The sequence below is a fragment of the Corallococcus interemptor genome (assembly GCF_003668875.1).
GTDB lineage: Bacteria > Myxococcota > Myxococcia > Myxococcales > Myxococcaceae > Corallococcus > Corallococcus interemptor.
Genome location: NZ_RAWM01000072.1, coordinates 1 through 16634, shown reverse-complemented (window position 1 = coordinate 16634; position 16634 = coordinate 1). Strand labels below are relative to the sequence as shown.

The following is a 16634-nucleotide window of genomic DNA, read 5'->3' as shown; positions in this document are numbered from 1 at the left end:
GTTTCCGAGGCTCGGAGGGCACAGGCGCATCGTCACAACGGGTACCGAGGAGGCAGTGTTCCTCCAAACCTGTCCGACAGTCGGACAGGTTTCCAGCGCTCGGAGGGCGTAGGCGCGCTGCCCGCCACGTTCCTCCAAACCTGTCCGACAGTCGGACAGGTTTCGCGGATGTGCCGCCGACAGGCGTCCTCTCAGGGCTCTCACCTTCTCGTCCGTGAGGACAGGCAGACCCGAGGGCCTTGGTGCATCCGAAGGCGGGCCGCGCCTCATGGCGGCGACAGCTCCCGAAGCCGTGCTCGCGACGCGGCGCTCAGCGGTGAGTCCGGATGCAGCGCGAGGAACTCTCCCAGCGCCCGGGCCTCCGCCCCCGTGTCGCCGAGGGCCCGGTGGGCTTCGGCCTCTCCGTGGCGCGCCTCCGGATCCAACATGCCTCCGGGTTGCAGCCGCACCGCGTCCTGGAACTGGCGCAGGGCTCCTCTTGCGTCCCCCAGGTGTTCCAGCCGCAGCGACCCCGACGCCACGCGCGCGACGTACGCGGCCAGCGACGACGGCTCCGCGCGGATGACCCGCAGGTACAGCCCTTCCGCGTCCCTCCACTTCCCCTCGGAACGGAGCGCGTTGGCCTGCCGCAGCAGGTCCTCCGGCTTCGACGACTCCTTCACCGTGATGCTCGGCCGCAGGGGCCGGGGATGCTCGATGACGAAGGGCTCCGGCGGCGCCGGAGGGGGCAGGGGGACCGGCTCCAGCGTGGCCACCCTCGGGGGCTCCGGCACGGCCGGCTTCAGCACCACCGGCGGTGGCTGCACGGGCCTCGCGTAGCTCCACACGGCGGCGGCCGCGGCTCCCGTGAAGACGAGCGCCGCGCCCGCCATCAACCACACCGGAGGCCGCCTGCGTCGTCGCGGAGGCTCCGGCGCCTGCTGGAGCGCCGCGTCCAGCGCCGCCTGCACCAGCGCGCTCGAGCGCTTCCGGGACAGCCGCCGCGCGGGGCCACTGCCGCCATCCAGGGGCCGCAGCAGGTCGTCCATCGGCTCCGAGTCACCGTCGTCCGGGGGGCGGGAACTCATGGTGACTCCCCCTCGGGTGCCTCGTCCTCCGAGGCCAGCGCGCGCAGGGCGGTGCGTCCCAGGCGCAGGCGGCTGCGCACGGTCTCGAAGGGGACGCCCAGCTCTGTCGAAATCTCCTGCACGCTCAATTCCAGGACATGGTGCAGCACCAACGCGTGCCGCTGCTCCGTCGACAACCGGTCCAGTAACGTCACCAGCTGGCGGCGGTGAAGGTATTCGTCCGCCGGGGCTTCGTCGGACGGCACCGCCAGCAGCTCCACCGGGTCCTCACTGTAGCGGGCCTCGCGCCCCCGGGAACGCTTGAGCCACGCGAACGTGGTGCGCACCACCACCCGGTCCACCCAGCCGTGGAAACGCCCGTCGCCGCGATAGGTGGGCAGGCCCCGCACCAGCGCGATGAGCGACTCCTGCGCGATGTCCTCCACGTCCGAGTCCCCGCGCACCAGGTAGCGCACCAGGTTGCGCACCCGGGGCAACAGCTCCAGGAGCAGGGACTCGGTCGCCTCGCGCTGTCCCCGCATGGCCGCGGTCAGCCGGGCGTCCTCGCCCCGGGGCGCGACGGTCGCATGTGAGCCCGAGCTCCTCATGCCCGGCAAGGAGAACGGCCGGCGCCAGATCGGGTCATCGGTGCTCACGGAAAAATCACCATCCCCACTCCCAGTCGGGGACGCACCGGCGCGCCGTCCTCCCGGAGCACGAAGTCGCCGTCCACCGAGTAACCCAGCCGCGGCCGTCCCAGGAGCACCTCGCCCGACAGCGTCGCCTCCAGCGCGAACGCGGCGGCGAATCTCCTCCACCGCACCCGCACCGCCGGCCCCACCACGAACGCAGCGAGCCACCGCGACGGAGCAGGCTCCACCTCCGCCGCCCGCGCCTCCGTCCGGCGCCAGAAGCCCGCGACGCCCGCCCCCAGGCCCACCGTGGCCAGCCAATGCCCGGCCTCCAGGAAGGGCACGTCCGCCCACGCCAGCGCCGAGCCCTGCGTCAGCCGGATATCCGTGTACGCATCCCGCAGGTGCACCGGCAGCGACGCCAGCACCTGCGCGCGAAGGTGCAGCCGCTGGCCCGCCCACCCCAGGCCCACGGACAGGCCCTGCTGGCCTCCCGGGTGATAACCGTCCAGCGCCGCGTGCAGCCCGACCTGCAAGAAGGCCTCGTTCACGGGCTCCGCGAGAGGCGTCGCCACCTCCGGAGGAGGTAGCGCGGGAGGTGGAGGAGGAGGCGCGACGACCTCGCCCAGCGGCTCACCCGCGTCCACCGCGCGCAGCGCCGAGCGCACCGCCAGCGCCAGCGCCTCCGCGCCCACGGACCATGTCAGCGTCTCCGGCGCGCCCTCCACCCGCGCGGTCCGCACGAACAGGTGGCCCGTGCGAGGCGCCGCCACCGACACGCGCAGCCGCGCCCCCTCGCGCGTGAACCACAGCACCGCGCGAGCATCCCTCCTCAAGGCCGTCCGCTCGGCCTCACGCCACGCGCCGTCGGGCCCCGCGTCCATGGCCAGCCCGGCCTCCGCCTCCAGCACCACCGGCAGGTCGCTGCTCTGCCCCCGCACCCGCTCCAGCAGTGCGCGGTCCTCCAGGGAGGCCACGCGCGCCACCGCCCGCCACGGGTCCGCCGCCCACGCGGTGCCGCCGAGCGCCAGCACCAGGGCCAGTCCCATCACGCGCTGCCACGCCACGGCCTCCAACACGAACATGCAGTAAAACCTACCTTCCAGGGAATTCTTCTGGAAGCTCCGCCCCGTGTGAATGGCCTGTCACGCAGGGGAGGGGGCGGCGGCATGGCGGAGTCGTCCCTTCCCGCGCGGAGCAGAAGCGGTAGGGTCGCGCGCCATGAATCGCCTCCGGGAACTGCGCTCGGTCCTGAACCTCACCGTCCTCGTGGCGGGGCTGGGCTACTTCGTGGACCTCTTCGACATCACGCTCTTCGGCGTGGTGCGCGTCGCGTCGCTGAAGGACCTGGGCCTCACGGACCCCTCGGACATCTTCCAGAAGGGGCTTTTCATCTACAACGCGCAGATGGCGGGGATGATGGTGGGCGGCCTCTTCTGGGGGCTGCTCGGGGACAAGCGCGGGCGGCTGTCGGTGATGTTCGGCTCCATCCTGCTGTACTCGGCGGCGAACCTTCTCAACCCCTTCGTCTGGGACGTGAACAGCTACGCCGCCTGCCGGTTCCTCGGGGGCCTGGGGCTCGCGGGCGAACTGGGCGCGGCCATCACGCTGGTCGCGGAGTCGCTGCCCAGGGAGAAGCGCGGCCTGGGCACCACCGTCGTCGCCACGCTGGGCATGCTGGGCGTCGTCGTCGCGGCGCTCGTCGCGCAGCACCTGCACTGGAAGACGGCCTACGTGACGGGCGGCGTGCTGGGCCTGCTGCTCCTCTTCGCGCGCTTCAAGGTCTCCGAGTCCGCCCTCTTCACGCAAAAGGCCGGACCGTCGAAGGGCAACGCGCTGCTGCTCCTCACCGGCGGCCGCTTCTCCAAGTACGTGGGCTGCATCCTCGTGGGCGTGCCCATCTACTTCACCACCGGCATCCTCTTCGTCTTCGCCCCGGAGCTGACGGCGGGCCTGCACGTGCAGGGCACGGTGACGGCGGGCGACGCCATCCTCTTCGGCAGCGTGGGCCTGACGCTGGGGGACTTCCTGTCCGGCGTGCTGAGCCAGTGGATGAAGAGCCGCAAGCGCGCCGTGGGCTTCAGCCTGTGCGCGTGGTTCGCGCTGGTGCTCGTGTACGGCCTGGTGCCGGGCCTCACCCCGGCGCTCATCTACGCGCTGACCTTCTTGATTGGCCTGAGCGTGGGCTACTGGGCGGTGCTCGTCACCATGGCGGCCGAGCAGTTCGGCACCAACATCCGCGCCACCGTCGCCACGTCCGTGCCCAACTTCGTGCGCGGCTCCGCGGTGATTGCCGCCACCGCCTTCGGCCAGCTCAAGGGCTCGCTGGGCGTGGCGCACGCGGCGCTCGCCGTGGGCGCGGTGTGCTTCGGGCTGGCGCTGGTGGCCCTGGCGCGGCTGACGGAGACCTTCCACCGCGACCTGGACTTCGTGGAGTCCTCCGGCGCCGCGAACGCCAGCGCCGGCGCGAGCACCGGCGCCTGACGGACGTCAGGCCGGCGGGGGCACCCGCAGCCGCCACGCCAGCACGCGGCCGTCCAGCCCCAGCACGAACACCAGCGGCCCGCGCACCACCGGCCGCGTGCGCAGCGGCGTGTCCGCGCGCACCGTGAACGCGGTCGTCCAGCCCGGGGCCTTGAGCGCCACCAGGTTCCCCGCGTGCCCGGACGTGGGCACCAGCAGCAGGTCCTCCAGCCCCACCTGCACCCGGCCCACCAGCGGCGTGGGCAGCTCCACCCGCGCCACCTCCCGGCCCTCCGCCGTGGACAGCCCCACCAGCGACGACGGGCCCGCGCCCAGCCACAAAGCGCCCAGCGCCCGCGCGGGAGGCCCCGTCACCCCGTCCGCGAAGCGCTGCTCCCAGCGCGTGCTCCCGTCCTTCACCGACAGCGCCAGCACCCGGCCCGGCCGCGTGGCCACGAAGACGGTGTCGCGCTCCGAGTCCAGCCCCACCACCTCCGTCACCGGCTGGGACCAGCGCGGCTCCCCGCTCTCCGCGTCCAGCGCCCACAGCCCGGTGCCCAGCGGCACCACCAGCACGCCCTCCACCAGCACCGGCGCCGCCCGGAGCGCCGGGGCCACGGATGGCTGTGGCTCCAACGACTTCGCCGGGGCGGGGGCCGGCCGCTTCCACCTCGCCTGTCCGGAGTCCACCGCCAGGGCCCGCACCGCGCCGTCGGGGGCCACCAGGAAGACGGTGTGTCCGGCGTCGTCCACCACGGGCGGTGTCAGGACGGGGGGCTCGCCTCCCAGGCGCCAGCGCTCCTTGCCGTCCTGGAGGGACAGACAGGCCACCTCCCCCACCACCGTCCCCACGACGACGCTGTCCCCGGCCAGGGCGGGGGCCACCGCCACCTCGCGGCCCAGTCGGGCGGTCCACACCGGCCGGCCCTCGCGGTCCAGGCGCACCACCGCGCCCACCTCGTTGCCCAGGAGCACCCCGTCCTGGAGGGCGGTGAGCCCCGTCCTGGAGGGCGCGTCACTGGAGTACTGGAAGGCCTTTTCCACCGGCGCGCGCTGGCACGCCATGACGGCCAGCGTCAACGTCAGGCAGGGCACCAGGAGCAGGCGTGGACAGGCGCGGGACGGCATGGTTTGGGGGAGGATGACGCAAGCGAGGAACTTCGACCATGCCCACGATTCGTGACGACGAAACCCCCAACGCCACCGGCATCCCTTCATCCGCCCGGCGTACGGACATCATCCCGCCCCCCACGCTGGCGGTGACGGAGGAGCTGCTCCACGCGCTCCCCAAGACGGACCTGCACTGCCACCTGGACGGGTCCATGCGCCTCAAGACCATCCTGGAGCTGGCCGAGCAGCAGAAGATCAAGCTCATGGCCGACACCGAGGACGGCCTGGCCAAGGCCATCCACATGGGCCAGGTGTGCAAGAGCCTGGAGGAGTACCTCGTCGCGTTCGACGTGACGCTCTCCGTGCTGCAGACCGCCGAGTCGCTCTACCGCGCCGCCTACGAGCTGGCCGTGGACGCCGCCGCGGAGAACGTGCGCTGGCTGGAGGTGCGCTACTCGCCCGCGCTGCACCTGCAGAAGGGCCTGAAGATGACCACCGTCATCGACTCCGTGCTGGAGGGCCTGCGCGCCGCCAAGAAGGAGACGGGCATCAAGTGCGCCGTCATCGTCTGCGGCATCCGCCACATCAACCCGCAGACGTCCATGCGCCTGGCGGAGCTGTCCGTGGCGTACAAGAACCGCGGCGTCGTGGGCTTCGACCTGGCGGGCGCCGAGGCCAGCTTCCCGGCCAAGGACCACCTGGACGCCTTCCGCCTCATCCTCAAGAACAACGTCAACTGCACCGCGCACGCGGGTGAGGCGTACGGCCCGGAGTCCATCTCCCAGGCCATCCACTCGCTGGGCGCGCACCGCATCGGCCATGGCACCCGGCTGCGCGAGGACGGCGACCTGCTCAACTACGTCAACGACCACCGCATCCCCATGGAGGTCTGCCCGTCCTCCAACGTCCAGACGGGCGCGGTGTCCTCGCTGGAGTCCCACCCGCTCAAGTTCTACTTCGACTACGGCCTGCGGGTGACCATCAACACGGACAACCGCCTCATCACCGACACCACCGTGACGAAGGAGCTGTGGCTGGCCCACCGCAACCTGGGCCTGTCGCTGGAGGACCTGACCACCATCATCGTGTCCGGCTTCAAGAGCGCCTTCCTGCCGTTCCGGGAGAAGCAGGACATGCTGCGGCAGGTGAACCAGGAGATCGCCACCACCCTGGCCGCCTTCGAGAAGCGCCCCGTCGCGTCCATGCGCCAGCCGGCCTGAGCCCCCCACCATGGACGAAACCCGAGACCTTCCCCCGCCTGACTTCGACCCCTCGCGCGCGAAGGCCGCGCAGGACCTGGCCATCCCCGCCATCCTGATGATGGTGATGGCGGGCCTCACCTTCCTGTACTCGCTGGTGAGCCTGGTGACGCCGGCGGACATGTCGCAGCTGGAGTCCTTCTACGGCAACCAGGACATCCCCGAGCAGTGGAAGGAGGCCCTGCGGTGGATGATGACCCCGCTGGGCCGCTTCGTGCTCACCGTGCCCGGACTGGTGTTCAACGGGCTGGTGGGCTTCGGCGCCTGGAAGATGAAGAACCTGCGGAGCTACGGCTGGGCCCTGACGGCCGCCATCCTCTGCTGCATCCCGTGCTGCGGCCCGTGCTCCTGCCTGTCGCTCGTGCCGGGCATCTGGTCGCTCATCGTGCTCAACCGGCCGGACGTGAAGGCCGCGTTCCGCATGGGCTGACGAAAAGCGAAGCGGGCGCCCCGGAAGTGATTCCGGGAGCGCCCGCCTGAAGTCCTCACCGCCGCCGCTTCAGGTCAGGTGACCTTCATCCCCTTGGGGATGACGACGACGCCGCCGGACGTGACGTGGAAGCGGCGCTTGTCCTCCACCGGGTCGTAGCCAATGGTCATCCCGGGCGGAATCTCCACGTTCTTGTCGATGATGGCCCGCTTGATGCGGCAGCGGCGGCCAATGGTGACGTTCTCGAAGAGGATGGAGTCCTCCACCTCCGAATAGGAATTCACCCGCACCTTCGGCGACAGCACGGAGCGGTGCACGTGGCCGCCGGAGATGATGCAGCCCTCCGCCACCAGCGAGTCCGTGGCGGTGCCCACGCGCTTGTTCTCCCGGTCCGCGAAGACGAACTTCGCCGGCGGGTAGTTGTTGGGCTGCGTGATGATGGGCCAGCGGTCGTTGTACAGGTTGAACGTCGGGTCCACCTCCACCAGGTCCATGTTGGACTGGTAGTACACGTCGATGTTCCCCACGTCCCGCCAGTAGCCGCGCTCCTTGTCCTCCTGGCCGGCCACCGTGTTCTGCGCGAAGTCGTACACGTACACGGGCTCGTGCTTGTAGAGCTCGCTGATGATGGACTTGCCGAAGTCGTGCGCGCTCGTCTCGTCCGCCGCGTCGCGCACCACCTGCTTCACCAGCGTGTCCGTGGTGAAGAGGTAGTTGCCCATGGAGGCCAGGCACATCTTCGGGTTGCCCGGCATGGGCGGCGGGTCCTTGGGCTTCTCCAGGAACTGGAGCATCCGCCCGTCCGGCCCCACGTCGATGATGCCGAACTCGCGCCCCTGCTCGATGGGGACGGGGATGGCCGCCACCGTGCACGCGGCCTTCCGCTGGATGTGGAAGTCCAGCATCTTGCGGACGTCCATCCGGTACACGTGGTCCGCGCCGAAGACGAAGATGTGGTCCGGCTCCTCGTCCGTGATGATGTTGAGGTTCTGGTAGATGGCGTCCGCGCTGCCCTTGTACCAGTCCACGCCGGTGCGCATCTGCGCGGGCACCGCCTCCACGTAGTGACCCAGGAACGCCGTCAGGCGCCACGCGCGTGACAGGTGGTTGTTGAGCGAGTCGCTCTTGTACTGGGTCAGCACCTTCATCCGGTACACGCCGGAGTTGGCGAAGTTGGAGAGGACGAAGTCGATGATGCGGTAGCGCCCACCGAACGGCACCGCGGGCTTCGCGCGCTCACGGGTCAGGGGCTCCAGGCGCGTGCCAGCGCCTCCCGCCAGAATCATGGCCAGCAGCTTTGACATAGGTGCCAGCCACGTTAGCCCCCGGCCGCTGGCTCACAATGGCCGCGCGGCCCCCTTGAAGCCTTCCGTTGAGTGCCCAACCGGGCGGGGTGGATGGGAGGAATCCGACCTCCCGTTTTCGCGGCATGTAGGAGGAGGGGCGCAACCCCGTGCGTCCTCTTGGCTTGCATGGCTTCCCCGGACCTTGCGTGCTACCGTGGCTGGCGCGATGTCTGGCGACCAAACGCGAGTCACCAAGATCTCCAGCCTCACCCCGGGTCCCGAGCGCGGCGCCGAGTGCTGCCTCGTGCAGATCCACGGCCCTGAGCTGGGCAAGAAGTACGTCCTGGAAGAGACCGAGTTCACCATCGGTCGCGACCAGCACAACCACATCGTGGTGGACCTGGACAACGTGTCCCGCCGCCACGCGCGCATCTGGACCCGTCAGGGCAAGACGTTCGTGGAGGACCTCCAGTCCACCAACGGCACCTACCTGAACGACCGGGAGGTGCTCCAGGCGCAGCCCCTGCGCAGCGGGGACCTGGTGAAGGTGGGAGGCTCCATCTTCAAGTTCCTCGATGGCGACAACATCGAGACCCAGTACCACGAGACCATCTACACGCTGACCATCGCGGACGGTCTCACCGGCATCAACAACAAGCGCTACTTCCTGGAGTACCTGGAGCGGGAGATGGGCCGCTCGCACCGGTACCAGCGCACGCTGTCGTTGATGATGTTCGACATCGACCACTTCAAGCAGATCAACGACGTGCACGGCCACCTGGCCGGTGACTACGTGCTGCGCGAAATGGCCCAGTCCATCAAACGGCTGGTGCGCCGCGAGCAGTGCTTCGCGCGCTACGGCGGCGAGGAGTTCGCCATCGTCATGCCGGAGGACGGGCCGGACAAGGCGCGCCTGTTCGCGGAGAAGATCCGCAAGCTGGTGGAGGACAAGCGCTTCGCCTTCGAGGACAAGGACATCCCGGTCACCATCTCCATCGGCGTGGCGGAAGTCGCCTCGGAGATGTCGGAGCCGTCCCAGTTCATCAAGGTGGCGGACGCGAACCTCTACAAGGCCAAGAAGTCCGGCCGAAACCGCGTGGTGGGCTGAAGGCCATGGCGGACGAACGCGGCGGCGGCCCGTCCTTCCTGGCCCGCCTCATCCTCGTCCTGCTGGGCGTGGCCTTCCTGGGCGCCGCCTGGGTGTGGCACCGGAAGGACACCGACCCGAACGCCGCCCGGCTCGTGGAGCGCGTGAGCGGCGGCCGGGTGCACGGCGGCGCGGCGAACCCGTAAGGGCCCGCTCGCGCCCCGCTTCAACGAACGTCAGGTGCCTTCGCGCGACTCGGCCAGCCGGCCGCGGGTGCCGGGCAGGTTTCCGGGCGGCATCTTCCCGTAGATGTACTGCACGGTGTCGAGCAGCGTCTCGTGCACGTCGCGCGCCTTGAAGCCCAGCTCGCGCTCGGCCTTGGCGGGCTCCAGGTAGAAGAAGTGCTCGCCAATCTCGACCTCCTGCGGGTCGAGCTTGGACGTCACGCCGCGCCACTTCGCCACCTGCTCCAGCAGCTTGCCACCCCAGATGTTCACCTCGCGCGGCAGCTTCATGCGCGGGGCGGGGACGCCGGTGAGGCGCTGGAGCCGGTCGAAGAAGTCCGGCATGGCCATGTTCACGCCCATCAGGTGGCGGCCGTACACCTCGCCCCGGGTGAGCGCCTGCGCGAAGGCCTCCGCCGCGTCGCGCGCGTCCACGAAGGAGATGCCGCCGCCGGGCATGGACGGAATCTCCCGGTTGAGGAACTTCACCACCGTCCAGGTGGACGACAGGCGGTCATCCCCGGGCCCCATCAGCAGGCTGGGGTTGAGCACCACCAGCGGGATGGAGTGCTTGCGGCAGTACTCCAGCGCCAGCTTCTCTTCGTAGATTTTCGACAGGTAGTAGGGCCAGTGGGCCACGGTGGTGATGGGGTAGTCGTCGTCCTCCGTGCCCACGCGGTCCTCCTTCGACACCGCGATGGTGCCGGAGGTGGAGCCCAGGATGACGCGCTTCACACCCGCTTCGCGCACGTCGCGAAGCAGCTCGCGCGTGCAGTCCACGTGCAGCTCGTACATCCGCCGCGCGTCCTTGTTCTGGAAGGAGACGAGCCCCGCCAGGTGGTAGACGGCGTCCACGCCCTCCAGCGCGCGGCGCACGGCGTCCCGGTCCTTCAGGTCGCCCTGCCGCACTTCCGTCTTCGCGAACGCGGGGCCTGACGGCTTCGAGCGCGCGATGAGCCGCACGTCGTGGCCCGCGGCCACCAGCTTGGGCACCAGGTGCGTGCCCAGGAATCCCGTGCCTCCGGTGACGAGCAGCTTCACGCGTCCTTCCCTTCCGGCAGGGCCCGGGCGGGCGGGGTGAAGTCCCGGTCCGCGCCCACCTGCTCCAGGTCCAGCACCTTGCCCGCCCTCAGCGCGCGCACCGCTTCCTCCGCGATGTGCGTCACGTAGCGGTAGCCCTCCGAGCGCGCCATGCCCTGCGCCCGGGCCTTCAGCGACGCGTACTCCAGCGCCGGGCCCACGTGCACCTCCAGCTCCTTCGTCTTCGGGAACATGGAGCCCTTGGGCAGGGCTTCGTACGCGCCGTGGATGTACAGCGGCAGCACGTCCACGCCGTAGGTGAGCGACAGGTAGCCCAGCGTCGGCTTGAACTCCATCAGCTCGCCCGTCTTGGAGCGCGTGCCCTCCGGGAAGATGAGGACGTTGAAGCCCTGCCGCAGCGCCTCGCCCGCCACCCGCAGCGACTCGCGCAAGCTGCCCTGCCGGTCAATGGGGATGAGGTTGGTGAAGTTCTCGAACCACGCGCGCTTGAGCGGCGTGTCGAAGAAGTAGTCGCGCGCGGCCAGCGACACCATGCGCTCGCCCTGGTCGCCCAGCACCACGCGCACCAGGCCCGCGTCCAGGTGGCTGGCGTGGTTGGCGATGACGAGGAAGTTGCGGTTCTGCGGGATGAACGTCTTGCCCGTCACCTTCACGTCGAAGACGCCGCCGTAGAGCACCTTCTGCCCGAAGGACATCAGCTGACGGCCCAGCGCGGACACCGCCTCCGGCACCGGAATCTCCGCCTCCTCCGCGCGCTCGGCCTCCTTCTTGATGTCGCGCGCGCGCGTCTCCGCCGAAGGCCGGCGTCCGGAGGCCACCACCAGCTTGCGCAGGTCCTCCACCGTCTGCACCTGCGTCAGGTCTTCAATGGCGGGCAGCGGCACGCCCGCGCCCTCCAGCGCCACGGACATCTCCGTGAGCATCAGCGAGTCAAAGCCCAGGTCGCCAATGAGCTGCGCGTCCGGCTTCACGTCCGACACAGGGCGGTGGCAGACCTCGGCAACGAGCGGGTAGAGCCAGTCCGACACGCCACCCGTGGTGGGCGCCGCCTGCGCCTTCTCCTTCACGCGGCCCGCGCTGGCCGCCACGCGGTCCAGCCGCTGCAGCTCCTCCACCACGCGCTTGCGCTTCACCTTGCGGGTGGACGTGCGCGGCAGCTCGCCGTCCCAGAAGCGCAGCACCTTCACGCGCCGGTAGAAGGGCATGCCCGCGCTCACCTTGCGGAAGTGCTCCTCCAGCTCGTGGCGCACCTCTTCACGCGGGCGGTCCTTGAAGTCCGGCACGCAGAGGCACGCCACCTTCTCACCGCCGGCGTCATCCGGCAGGCCGACGATGGACAGCTCCTTGATGTGCTCGTGCTCCTGGTAGAGCTCTTCCAGTTCGTCCGGGTAGACGTTCTTGCCGTTGGCGTCGACGATGACGTCCTTGGCGCGGCCCATGAGGTACAGGCGGCCCTCGTCGTCCATGCGGCCCAGGTCGCCCGTGTGCAGCCAGCCGTCCTTCACCACGGCCTCGGTCGCCTCGCGGTCCCCGAAGTAGCCCGCCATCACGTTCGGGCCCTTGGCCAGCACCTCGCCAATGCCGTCGTTGTCCGGGTTGAGGACCTTGAACTCGATGCCCGGCAGCGCCTTGCCCACCGTGCCCTTGATGCGCTTGTTGGTGGCTTCCGACACCGCCAGCACCGGCGCGGCCTCCGTGAGGCCGTAGCCCTCGCGCATGGTGAAGCCCAGCTCGTGGAAGGCCTGGTGCACCTCTTCGGACAGCGCGGAGCCGCCCGACACCAGCACCTTCACCCGGCCGCCGAACTTGCGGTGCACCGGCCAGAACAACAGCTTGCCCAGGTTGAGCGAGCTGCGGTTGCGCAGCTCCCCGTTGGCCGCCATCAGCGCCTTGAGCGCCTGCTCCACCAGCGGCGGGCGCGCGGCCATCTCCTGGGTAATCTTGCGGTGCAACAGCTGCCAGAGCGCGGGCACGCCAATCATCGCCGTCACGCGGCCCGTCTCGAAGACGTCGCCCAGCCGGTCCGACGTGAGCTCGTCGATGTACGTGATCTCCGCGCCGCGCATGAACGGCGTGAGGAAGCCGGCGGAGAACTCGAAGGTGTGGTGCAGGGGCAGCACGGACAGCACGCCGTCGCCCACGCCCACGTCGAACGCGCCCGCCAGCTTCGCCACCAGCGACGCGAAGTTGCGGTGGGTGAGCATCACGCCCTTGGGCGTGCCGGTGGTGCCGGAGGTGAAGATGACGCTCGCCACGTCGTCGGCGGCGGCGGACTTCCTCACCGGCCCGATGCGGTCCGGGAACGCCGGGTCGCCCGTCATGGCCTCCGCGAGGCTCGCCACGCCCACGCCTTCACCCAGCGCCGCGAAGAGGCCGGGGAAGTCCTGGGCGGCCTGCTCGGACACGAGGCACTGCTTCGCCGCCGCGCGCTTCGCGATGTTGACCACCTCCGCTTCCGTGAGCGCGGGGTCCACGGGGACGGCGGTGCCGCCCGCGCGCAGGATGCCGAAGTAGCTGATGGCCCACTCCGGCCGGTTCTCTGACACCAGCAGCACGCGGTCGCCGCGCTTGATGCCCTGGGCCATGAGGTAGCTGCCCACGCGGGCCGCGTAGCGGTGCACCTCGCCGAAGGTGAAGCGCTCCTCCTTCTCCCCCGCGGCCATGCGGAACGCCACCCGGTGGCGGTACGCGTGCACGGTGGCCTCGAACAGCTCCAGCAGGTCGCGGTGCGCGGGGATGGCGGTGCGCTTCTCGCGCTCCTCGTCCAGGCCCGGGAACACCCACTTCTCCAGGCCGGGCAGGTGCGTGCCCAGGAAGTACTCGCGCCAGTCGATGCGGTCCGGCGCCCAGTCAATCTTCGCGCGGTCCGCCGGCACCATGCGCTCGTAGACGGAGCGCGTGTTGTCGCAGCGGAAGACGTAGCGGTTCTCCCAGAGGAAGGGGAGGAACAGCTCGATGAGGCCGGAGAGGCTGCCCGCCTGGGACTCCACCTCGTCCAGCGCGACGCGGGCCTTGTCCATCATGGCCTGCACGCGGGGCGCGCCCCACGCGGGCCGCACCTCGTCCATGGCCTTCTTCAAGAGCTTCGCGCCCTTGGCCAGCATGGGCGCGCTGAGCAGCTGGAACTCCTGCTTGCTCACCGGCTGCGGCTCGATGCGCGAGCGCAGCGCGTTGACCAGCGTGTTGCCCGTCTCGCGGTTGCGGTAGTAGCGGCGGCGGTACAGGCCCACCAGCTCCACGGAGCGGCTGGCGAGGAACGGGTTCACGTCACCGGACGCCAGGTTGTAGACGCGGCGCTCCTCCACCTGCATCGCGTGCGCGGTGATGCCCAGCGTGGCGCCCGCCACCTGGTCCACCGGGATGATGTCCAGGATGGCGTGGTCGCCCGCGGGGATGCCGCGCTGGCCCTTGATGCCCGCGTACGCCAGCGGCGCGGACGTGGTGAAGCCCTCGTTCCAGCCGGGGAACGGGAAGTGCGCCGCGCTCTCCACGATGGAGGGCCGCACGATGGAGTAGCGAAGCCCCGGCGTCGCGGCCATCACCTGTTCACCCAGGTGCTTGGCGTACGTGTACGTGTTGGGCCAGCCCCAGTGCTGCGCGCGCTCCATGCCCGCGCGGACCAGCTCGCCGGACAGCCACAGCTTGCGCTCGCGGCCCACGGCCAGGCGCAGCGTCTTCTCATCCGTGGCGTCGCGGCCTTCTTCCTCCAGGCGGTCCAGCGCCTTCTGCCGGAAGAGGGAGGTGAGCGCCTTGTCATCCGCCTGTTCGCGCAGGCGGGCGACGATCTTCTCCGCGTCCGCCAGCTCCTGCTCCAGGCTGAAGTCGCGCCCGTCCATCTCGTCGTGCTTGGGGAAGTAGCCCAGCACCGGCTCGTCCTCGAAGACGAGCCCGCTGCGGTTGCCCACCACGAACGCGGTGGACATGTGGATGAGCGGCACGCTCCAGCGCAGCGCCAGCGCCACCGCGTTCTTCACGCCGTGGGTGTTGACGTTGAGGCCCACCTCCAGCGACGGGTTGAAGGAGACCAGACCCGCGCAGTTGACGATGGCGTGCACCTGCCCGGTGAGGGCCGCGACCTGCGCCTCCTCCAGGCCCACCAGGGGGTCGGTGATGTCGCCATCCAGGATGGTGCACTTCTGCTGGATGAACGCCATGGCGCCTTCGTCGCCCAGGCGGTCGCGCAGCGGCTGGAAGGGCTCGCTGGGGGCCACCTTGTCGAAGAAGCGGCGCTCCGCGGACGCGGCGCTGCCCTTGCGCACGACGACGTAGACCCGGTCCAGCACGTCGCCGTAGTGGGTCAGCAGCATCGACAGCGTCACCTTGCCCACGAAGCCGGTGGTGCCGACGAAGACGATGCGCTTGCCGGTGAAGACCTGGGTGACGTCCAGCGAGGGAGGCGTGGCCATGTCCGTGTGCGACCCTTTCACTTCACGTCCACCATCACCGTGGGCGCGATGCGCAGCAGGCTGATGGACGCCGAGCGCCCCATGAAGCCGCGCGCCTCTTCAATCGCCTCGGAGAGGGTGTCCGTGCGGTCCCAGCCGAGCAGGGCCGGGACGTGGTTGTTCTCCGCGCCCGCGACGATGACCTTGCCCACGTGCTGGCGGCCGTTCTCGCCCCAGTACCACATGTAGAAGGGGTGCACGCCGTGGTAGGCGTTGCCCTTCCTGTACAGGTGCACGTAGCTGGGGTTCTCCGCGAACTCCTTCTCGTACTTGTGCTCCAGCTTCATGGAGTCCCGCGTCTCCGGCAGCAGCCGGTGGAAGAACTCGATGTAGCTGGGGTGCTGCACGGGGTCGAACTCGTCGTAGGCCGGGTGCAGGAGGATGAGCACGCCCCCCTTCTTCACCAGCGGCACGCCCCGGTTGAGGTTGTAGAAGTAGCCCAGCCCCATCACCTGCACGAGCAGCGGGTTGAGGATGGAGTTGACGCTGTAGGGGCTGACGAACGGGATGGGGAAGATGACGATGTCGCTCTGTCCCTCCACCGGCACCACGTACTGCTTCCAGCTCTGCTCCAGCGTCTTCGCGTGCGTGGGCTCCGTGGCGCCCGCGAACACGCCCGTCACGTCGTAGGGCGCGGGGATGGCGTTGAGCACCTTGCGCGCCGCCGCGCGGGGCAGCTTGGACAGCGTGTAGCGCAGGGCCTGGAACTTCAGCCGGTCCGCCTCCGTGTAGTCCTCCTCCTTCTTCGCGAGGAAGTCCGTGGGCGCGCCGAACATGCGGTTGTTCAGCGTGGTCTCGATGTGGAAGACCTTCAGCGTGTTGTCGATGACCGTGCCGATGCGCGAGTTCTTCGTGTAGAGCGCGCTCGCCTTCGGCTCCATGTAGGAGTCCGACTCGCGGATCGTCTTGGGGTTGTGGTGGTGCCGGAGCGACGCGTAGTTCGTCACGCCCGTGCCCATGGACTTGTGCCCGCCGTTCATGGGCACGAAGTTGATGTTCACGTAGACGATGAGGTCGCTCTCCGCGACGCGCCGGTTCACCGCCACCACTTCGTTGTGGCTGGTGCGCTCCAGCTCCGTCATCCCGTCCGGGTCTTCCGCGTCGTGGTTGTAGTAGCGGTCCGGGTAGTAGGCGTCGAAGATCTTCTCGCCCACCATGCGCTTCATCTCACCTTCCGTCATCCGGCGGTGCAGCGCGTTGGCGATGACCAGGTGCACGTCGTCCACGCCACTGTCCGCGCACAGCTCCAGCACCACCTCCAGGATGGACTGGCGCACGTCCGGCGTGACCATGGGCGGCAGCGGCACGCTGATGTCGTCGATGACGCACGTCAGCCGCATGCCGGGCTTGAGCAGCGCGTGCAGCGGGTCCATGCCCTCCGGGTGGTTGATGGCCCAGCGGATGGCGGCCTTCACGTTGGGCACGCCCTCCAGCGGGGGGCGGGGGAAGATGACCCGGGTGCCCACGGGCAGGTCTTCCTGGAGGAAGCCCTCGCCGTAGAAGAGCGCCCGCGGGGGGCTGCCCTTCTCCGTGATGACCACCTGGCTTTCCTCGTCGTACAGCTTCTGGAGCGTCTTGAGCGGGCGCATGGGGAGGGGGACGGCGGAAGGG

13 protein-coding genes are annotated in these 16634 nt (G+C 69.7%); 5 read left to right on the top strand and 8 right to left on the bottom strand.

From position 1 onward, the window contains the following. Window positions 1-266 precede the first annotated feature (266 nt). From D7X96_RS23760 to D7X96_RS23750, 3 genes are read right to left on the bottom strand one after another with little or no spacing between them, the layout of a single operon-like run. The gene (locus D7X96_RS23760) at window positions 267-1067 is read right to left on the bottom strand and encodes a tetratricopeptide repeat protein (protein ID WP_120550755.1); all 801 of its coding nucleotides are present in this window, start codon (window positions 1065-1067) and stop codon (window positions 267-269) included. After that, window positions 1064-1654: an RNA polymerase sigma factor gene (locus D7X96_RS23755; protein WP_208647362.1), complete on the bottom strand. Its 591-nt coding sequence runs from the start codon at window positions 1652-1654 to the stop codon at window positions 1064-1066. Before D7X96_RS23755 ends, D7X96_RS23760 begins: the two co-directional genes overlap by 4 nt. Before the next feature lie 44 nt (window positions 1655-1698). Further along, on the bottom strand, window positions 1699-2763 hold the full coding sequence (locus D7X96_RS23750; RefSeq protein WP_244219700.1) for a hypothetical protein: 1065 nt from the start codon (window positions 2761-2763) through the stop codon (window positions 1699-1701). A gap of 136 nt (window positions 2764-2899) precedes the next feature. Here D7X96_RS23750 and D7X96_RS23745 point away from each other — a divergent pair, with 136 nt between their 5' ends. Beyond that, on the top strand, window positions 2900-4162 hold the full coding sequence (locus D7X96_RS23745) for an MFS transporter (protein ID WP_121770777.1): 1263 nt from the start codon (window positions 2900-2902) through the stop codon (window positions 4160-4162). A gap of 6 nt (window positions 4163-4168) precedes the next feature. Here the strand turns inward: D7X96_RS23745 and D7X96_RS23740 are convergent, their stop codons facing one another. Then, window positions 4169-5221, bottom strand: a complete 1053-nt coding sequence (locus D7X96_RS23740; RefSeq protein WP_244219699.1) for an outer membrane protein assembly factor BamB family protein — start codon at window positions 5219-5221, stop codon at window positions 4169-4171. An 86-nt stretch (window positions 5222-5307) separates the two neighbouring features. Here D7X96_RS23740 and add point away from each other — a divergent pair, with 86 nt between their 5' ends. After that, the gene (gene add, locus D7X96_RS23735; RefSeq protein ID WP_120550758.1) at window positions 5308-6471 is read left to right on the top strand and encodes an adenosine deaminase; all 1164 of its coding nucleotides are present in this window, start codon (window positions 5308-5310) and stop codon (window positions 6469-6471) included. 10 nt (window positions 6472-6481) lie between these two features. Next, window positions 6482-6940, top strand: coding sequence for a hypothetical protein (locus tag D7X96_RS23730; protein ID WP_120550759.1), 459 nt, complete (start codon window positions 6482-6484; stop codon window positions 6938-6940). Between the two features lie 74 nt (window positions 6941-7014). Here D7X96_RS23730 and glgC read toward each other — a convergent pair whose 3' ends face one another. Then, on the bottom strand, window positions 7015-8244 hold the full coding sequence (gene glgC / locus D7X96_RS23725) for a glucose-1-phosphate adenylyltransferase (protein ID WP_120550760.1): 1230 nt from the start codon (window positions 8242-8244) through the stop codon (window positions 7015-7017). A gap of 208 nt (window positions 8245-8452) precedes the next feature. Here glgC and D7X96_RS23720 point away from each other — a divergent pair, with 208 nt between their 5' ends. Next, complete coding sequence (locus tag D7X96_RS23720; RefSeq protein ID WP_120550761.1) at window positions 8453-9334, top strand: GGDEF domain-containing protein; 882 nt, start codon at window positions 8453-8455, stop codon at window positions 9332-9334. 5 nt (window positions 9335-9339) lie between these two features. Next, window positions 9340-9519, top strand: a complete 180-nt coding sequence (locus D7X96_RS23715) for a hypothetical protein (RefSeq protein ID WP_120550762.1) — start codon at window positions 9340-9342, stop codon at window positions 9517-9519. 30 nt (window positions 9520-9549) lie between these two features. On the opposite strand, the gene D7X96_RS23710 is transcribed toward D7X96_RS23715, so the two are convergent. Genes D7X96_RS23710 through larAH form a run of 3 tightly spaced genes read right to left on the bottom strand, consistent with a single transcriptional unit; the run spans window position 9550 to window position 16612 of the window. After that, window positions 9550-10578 carry an NAD-dependent epimerase/dehydratase family protein gene (locus tag D7X96_RS23710; RefSeq protein ID WP_121770775.1) on the bottom strand — a complete coding sequence of 343 codons (1029 nt, stop codon included), beginning with the start codon at window positions 10576-10578 and terminating at the stop codon, window positions 9550-9552. Further along, the gene (locus D7X96_RS23705; protein WP_121770774.1) at window positions 10575-14984 is read right to left on the bottom strand and encodes an AMP-binding protein; all 4410 of its coding nucleotides are present in this window, start codon (window positions 14982-14984) and stop codon (window positions 10575-10577) included. The genes D7X96_RS23710 and D7X96_RS23705 overlap by 4 nt, the downstream gene beginning before the upstream one ends. A gap of 17 nt (window positions 14985-15001) precedes the next feature. Next, the gene (gene larAH / locus D7X96_RS23700; RefSeq protein ID WP_120550765.1) at window positions 15002-16612 is read right to left on the bottom strand and encodes an NPN-dependent hydroxyacid isomerase, LarAH14/15/16 family; all 1611 of its coding nucleotides are present in this window, start codon (window positions 16610-16612) and stop codon (window positions 15002-15004) included. Between the last annotated feature and the right edge of the window lie 22 nt (window positions 16613-16634).

What these genes read in the sequence shown, in the direction of transcription:
- D7X96_RS23745 (WP_121770777.1), top strand. Translation starts at nt 2,900, where the DNA reads ATGAATCGCCTCCGGGAACTGCGCTCGGTCCTGAACCTCACCGTCCTC.
- larAH (WP_120550765.1), bottom strand. Translation starts at nt 16,612, where the DNA reads ATGCGCCCGCTCAAGACGCTCCAGAAGCTGTACGACGAGGAAAGCCAG.
- D7X96_RS23755 (WP_208647362.1), bottom strand. Translation starts at nt 1,654, where the DNA reads ATGAGGAGCTCGGGCTCACATGCGACCGTCGCGCCCCGGGGCGAGGAC.
- D7X96_RS23715 (WP_120550762.1), top strand. Translation starts at nt 9,340, where the DNA reads ATGGCGGACGAACGCGGCGGCGGCCCGTCCTTCCTGGCCCGCCTCATC.
- D7X96_RS23730 (WP_120550759.1), top strand. Translation starts at nt 6,482, where the DNA reads ATGGACGAAACCCGAGACCTTCCCCCGCCTGACTTCGACCCCTCGCGC.
- add (WP_120550758.1), top strand. Translation starts at nt 5,308, where the DNA reads ATGCCCACGATTCGTGACGACGAAACCCCCAACGCCACCGGCATCCCT.
- glgC (WP_120550760.1), bottom strand. Translation starts at nt 8,244, where the DNA reads ATGTCAAAGCTGCTGGCCATGATTCTGGCGGGAGGCGCTGGCACGCGC.
- D7X96_RS23705 (WP_121770774.1), bottom strand. Translation starts at nt 14,984, where the DNA reads ATGGCCACGCCTCCCTCGCTGGACGTCACCCAGGTCTTCACCGGCAAG.
- D7X96_RS23720 (WP_120550761.1), top strand. Translation starts at nt 8,453, where the DNA reads ATGTCTGGCGACCAAACGCGAGTCACCAAGATCTCCAGCCTCACCCCG.
- D7X96_RS23750 (WP_244219700.1), bottom strand. Translation starts at nt 2,763, where the DNA reads ATGTTCGTGTTGGAGGCCGTGGCGTGGCAGCGCGTGATGGGACTGGCC.
- D7X96_RS23760 (WP_120550755.1), bottom strand. Translation starts at nt 1,067, where the DNA reads ATGAGTTCCCGCCCCCCGGACGACGGTGACTCGGAGCCGATGGACGAC.